At 73.8% G+C, this 3,741-nt stretch carries 4 protein-coding genes and 1 pseudogene; all 5 read right to left on the bottom strand.

Going from position 1 to position 3,741, the window contains the following annotated elements; translation table 11 throughout:
* Nucleotides 1-38: 38 nt before the first annotated feature.
* Nucleotides 39-737: a crotonase/enoyl-CoA hydratase family protein gene (locus ETD86_RS53125; protein WP_138674198.1), complete on the bottom strand. Its 699-nt coding sequence runs from the start codon at nucleotides 735-737 to the stop codon at nucleotides 39-41.
* Between the two features lie 38 nt (nucleotides 738-775).
* A complete protein-coding gene (locus tag ETD86_RS53120; RefSeq protein WP_138674197.1) occupies nucleotides 776-1,600 on the bottom strand; it encodes a PIG-L family deacetylase in 825 nt (274 codons plus the stop codon).
* Between the two features lie 219 nt (nucleotides 1,601-1,819).
* Nucleotides 1,820-3,067 carry a hypothetical protein gene (locus tag ETD86_RS53115; protein ID WP_138674196.1) on the bottom strand — a complete coding sequence of 416 codons (1,248 nt, stop codon included), beginning with the start codon at nucleotides 3,065-3,067 and terminating at the stop codon, nucleotides 1,820-1,822.
* Nucleotides 3,068-3,069: 2 nt separating this feature from the next.
* Nucleotides 3,070-3,324: a hypothetical protein gene (locus ETD86_RS53110; RefSeq protein ID WP_138674195.1), complete on the bottom strand. Its 255-nt coding sequence runs from the start codon at nucleotides 3,322-3,324 to the stop codon at nucleotides 3,070-3,072.
* A pseudogene (locus ETD86_RS53105) lies at nucleotides 3,321-3,741 on the bottom strand (tetratricopeptide repeat protein); the annotation flags it as partial. The pseudogene ETD86_RS53105 and the gene ETD86_RS53110, both read right to left, overlap by 4 nt.

The following is a 3,741-nucleotide window of genomic DNA, read 5'->3' as shown; positions in this document are numbered from 1 at the left end:
TCACGGGGGTGTGGTGGCGTTACGGGGGTGTGGTGCCGTCACAGGGCTGTGGTGGCGGCGCCGAACTCCTCGGCGATGCCCGCACGCACGGCCTCCAGCATGTGGCGGCGGGCGCGTAGCTTGCTCGCCGCGTGCGCGGCCATGTCCAGGCCGGTCAGCGACTCCGCGGTGGCGCGCGCGGCATCCCACATCCGCGCCGGCTCCACCACCCGGTCCAGGAACCCGGCCGCGACGGCGTCGTCGGGCGAGAAGACCTCCGCCAGCGTCACGGCCCTGGTGAAGACAGCAGGTATGAGCCGCTGCCGCAGGATCTCGACCGCCGCGTACGGCATCGTGATCCCGATCGCCACCTCGTTGGCCGCCAGCCGGTACGGGCCCGCCGCCCCCACCCGGTAGTCCCCGGACAGCAGCAGGAACGCGCCCATCGCCACCGCATGTCCGGTGCAGGCGATGACCACGGGGGCCGGGAACGACAGCAGCCGCGCCGCCAGCTCGAACCCGCCGCGCACCAGCTCCACGGCCTCGCCGCCGCCCGCCCTGAGCGTCCCCAGGTCGAACCCGGCGGACAGGACCCCCTCGCGGCCGCCGAGCAGCACGACGGCCGAGCCGGCGGCTGCTTGGTCGAGGGCGGCGTTCAGCTCGGTGACCATCTGGAGCGAGATCGCATTGACCTTGCCGTCGTCCATGGTGATCGTGGCGACGGAGTCCTTGAGCCGGCAGCTGACGAGGGTCCCCATGACGGCCTCCAGAATAATGTTCGGGATGCCCTTGCAGCCTAACCGTCACGCAAGCCCGCGAACAGATCCTCCTCGTGACCGGGGGCGTGCACCTTGCACAGCACCCGCTCGAACGCCTCGTGCGAGAACGCCTGCTGCTGGGCCTCCGGCGGCATGCGGAACAGGAAGATGTTGTCCCCCTGGCTCTCGTGGGCCTTGATCGCCTTGAGCTTGCGTTCGATGTAGGGCGTGACGTCGACGACGGACGTGACGCGCTCGTCCGGGGTGCCGAAGTCGTCGGAAGGCTCGAAGCCGACATCGATCCCGTGCTCGCGCATCACCTCGAACATGCGCTTGATCGCGGCCCGGGGGATGGCCGTGTAGTAGAACTTGTCCGGGATGCCGGTCGACTCCACCGCGGCGGCCGTGATGCGGTGGGCCTGGACGTGGTCCGGGTGGCCGTAACCGCCGCCGCCCGTCTCGTCGTAGGTCACCACGACCTGCGGCCGGTAGTGCTCCATGAGCGCGGCCAGCCTGCCCGCGGCCGTCTCGACGGGCACGTTGGCGAACGCGTCGGGGTGGCTGTTGGCCGACCATCCCTCCATGCCCGAGTCGCGGTAGCCGAGCAGCTCCAGGTGGTCGATGCCCAGGTGGGCGACCGACTCGCGCAGCTCGGCGAGCCGGCGCGCGGCCACCGCCGCGTCGTCGTGGCCCGCCTCGCCCGGCTTCACGCCGCCCTGGTCGTCGCCCTGCTCGCCGTTGGTGCAGGTGACCAGGACCGTGCGGATGCCTTCTTCGGTGTAGCGGGCCAGGACGCCGCCGGTGCTGAGGCACTCGTCGTCGGGGTGGGCGTGCACGACCATCAGGGTGAGTTGCCGATCCATGTGCCGAAACACTACTCGCCACCTCCGACAGTCCCCGGCCCGCCCAGGGGATGGCGGCGCGGCTGCCACATGGTCCCCCGACGCCGACGCCCGGTCCGCTCGCCCGGTCCGCTCGCCCGGTCCGCTCGCCCGGTCCGCTCGCCCGGTCTGCGGGACGCTCGGCCCGTCCGCCCGGCCTGCGGGACGCTCGGCCGGCGCGGACGTGCTTGCGGGGGGAGGTCAGGGGTTTGGTCGTGGGGGCGGCAAGGCGCCCGCGTCCTCCAGGAGGTCGGTGACGGTGGTGGCGCGCAGCATGCGCGGATGCAGGTCGCGGGCTCGCTGCTCGGGGAGGCCGCCGGCGAGGGCGGCGTCGGTGAGCGCGTCCCTGAGCCAGTCGAGGTCCACTGGGCGGCCGTCGGGCCGCCTGATCAGCGGCTCGCCGGCGGGACGGCTGGCGCACAACACGCGCAGCAGCGGGCGGGCGAGCGGTGAGACGGGGAAGGCGACGACGTCGTCCCGGCCGTGGTGGACAGTGATCACGGCGGGCCGGCTGCCGGCGCCGTCGGTCACGCTGCGGACGTCCTGCCGGGTCAGACCGGCCAGCGCGTCCGCGGCGGCGCCGGTGGACTCCAGCAGCGCGACCGCCGCGGCCTCGGCCGTGCGGCCGTCGGCGGCCAGGCGGGCGACACCCTGACGCAGCAGCCGGCGTTCTTCCTTGGCGAGAGGAGGTGTTCCGGCGATGCGGCGGTTCCTGGCCGTGGGCGGGCCGGGGACCTGGTTGTGCCGGACCACGCCGCACTGCCAGGCGAAGGCGTAGAAGGACAGCAGGACGGAACGTTTCCTGGCCACCGTCCTGCTCGCCAGCGGCCTCCGGGCCGGCGTGCGCGTGAGTGCGCCGGTGCGGGCCATCTCGCAATAGGCGTCCAGATGGGCTCCGGTGACGGCGAGGAGCTCGAGCGCCGCGTCCGTGTCGCGGAGCCAGCGCAGGAACGACGCCACAACCTGCAACCCGACCTGCCGGGTGGCCGCGGAGGGCTTGTCGTGCAGCCAGGCGGCCACCGTGCGCCAGGTCAGCGGGTCCAGCGCGTCGATCAGGTCGACGTCGCCGCCGGCCGCCTCGCCTCCGTCCCGGGGCCGCCGCCGAGGCCGGAGCCCGGGCAGCTGCCCCATGCTGGTCACGCCGGGCGGGGGCGGCGGGACGTGCCCGGCGCCCGATCCGTCGGCAACGGGTGGCGGGGTCCGCGCGGCTCCCGTCCCTGCCGGAGCGGGGGTCGAGGACTGCGCGGCTCCCGTCCCGGCCGGAGCAGGGGTCGAGGGCTGCGCGGCCCCGGTCCCGCCGGCTGCCTGTCCCGCTCCCGGTGCGCCCGGAGCGGGGGGCTGACCGGCGCTGGTCGGCTCAGGGGCAGGTGCTGGGAAGTGCTCGGTGCCCACGACGCCCGGAGGAAGCGCCGTGGCGGGGTCCGGCTCGATGCGGTCGCCTCGCCGCATGGTCAGCATGCGACCGGGCCGGCGCCCACGCGCGTGACCTCGGCTGTGGCGCGCGAGCAGGCCGAACGATCAGGCGTCGCGTCGCACGGCAGGACGGTGGAAGTACGGGCGGGCACCTTTGAACGCGGCACGAGGATCACGGGGGTTGCCGTCGCGGGGGCGTGCCGATCGCGACGGCCTGAACCTGGCAGCAGACCGATCATGATCTCGATCTTCTCACGGAACGCGACGTGCCACATGCGCACCCACGAGATCACGGGGCCCGCACGAGCTCCCCGGCCCGCAGCCGGGCGGCCGCGGCGGCGGCCCGGTCGCCGAGGACGTCGGCCAGCGCCGCCTGCTTGAGCCAGTTGTACGGACTGCACGGCCGCACGTTGATCCGCTCGCTCACCAGCACCCTCGCCACATCCCGCGCCCCGGCCCGCAACGCCGCCTCCAGCAACGTCTTCTGCACGGCGTCCCGCTGCGCGTGGCTGCCGCCGAACTCGTTGACCCGATGCCGGATCGGGTACAGCAGATCGACCACCGACGCGTAGTCGCCCCGCCCGAACGCCACGATCGCCCGGCACACCGGCAGCCCTACCCGCAGCGTCATGTCCCGGTTGGTCACCCCACGACGCGGCTCCAGCACGTACGCCTCCCGCGAGGCGATCAGCTTCTCCGCGTCCCCCACC

The organism is Nonomuraea turkmeniaca (genome assembly GCF_005889735.1).
Lineage (GTDB): Bacteria > Actinomycetota > Actinomycetes > Streptosporangiales > Streptosporangiaceae > Nonomuraea > Nonomuraea turkmeniaca.
This window is presented reverse-complemented; position numbering and strand designations above follow the sequence as displayed.

Bases quoted from the DNA above. Each gene is read 5' to 3' on its own strand.
- ETD86_RS53125 (WP_138674198.1), bottom strand. From the start codon at position 737: ATGGGGACCCTCGTCAGCTGCCGGCTCAAGGACTCCGTCGCCACGATC.
- ETD86_RS53120 (WP_138674197.1), bottom strand. From the start codon at position 1,600: ATGGATCGGCAACTCACCCTGATGGTCGTGCACGCCCACCCCGACGAC.
- ETD86_RS53115 (WP_138674196.1), bottom strand. From the start codon at position 3,067: ATGCGGCGAGGCGACCGCATCGAGCCGGACCCCGCCACGGCGCTTCCT.